Raw genomic sequence first — 655 nt, 5'->3', positions numbered from 1 at the left:
CGGTGCTGGAGGCCGACCAGGCAACCGACCTGGCCAACAAGCCGAAAACCACCAGCGACTCCCTCGCCGAAGTGTTCAAGAACCCGGCGATCTGGGCGTTTGGTTTGATCTACTTCTGCATCCAGAGCGGCGTGTACGCGATCAACTTCTGGCTGCCGTCGATCATCAAGAACCTGGGGTTCAGCGATAACCTGGTGATTGGTTGGCTCAGTGCGATTCCTTACTTGCTGGCGGCGGTGTTCATGCTGCTGGTGGGTCGCTCGGCGGACTTGCGCAAGGAGCGTCGCTGGCACCTGGTGGTGCCGATGCTGATGGGCGCGGTTGGCCTGGTGATCGCCGTGAATTTCGCCACCACCCCGGCGATTGCGATCCTGGGGCTGACCATCGCCACCATGGGCGCCCNNCGATGTTCTGGCCGGTGCCAACGGCAATGCTCAGTGCCGGCGCAGCGGCCGGTGGCTTGGCGTTGATCAACTCCATGGGCCAGATGGCCGGTTTCCTCAGCCCCTACATTGTGGGGTTTGTGAAGGATGCGACCGGGTCCACGGATGTGGCGTTGTACCTGCTGGCGGCGGTGATCGTGGCCGGCAGCGTATTGGCGCTGCGCATGACCCGCACCCTGAAGGCCTGACGCCCCCCTTGTAGGAGCCCGGCT

At 63.6% G+C, this 655-nt stretch carries 1 pseudogene; it reads left to right on the top strand.

Annotation, left to right across the window (positions count from 1 at the left end):
* A pseudogene (locus HX803_RS31855) lies at positions 1-631 on the top strand (MFS transporter); the annotation flags it as partial.
* Between the last annotated feature and the right edge of the window lie 24 nt (positions 632-655).

It is taken from the genome of Pseudomonas sp. P7548 (assembly GCF_013386585.1).
GTDB lineage: Bacteria > Pseudomonadota > Gammaproteobacteria > Pseudomonadales > Pseudomonadaceae > Aquipseudomonas.
This window is presented reverse-complemented; position numbering and strand designations above follow the sequence as displayed.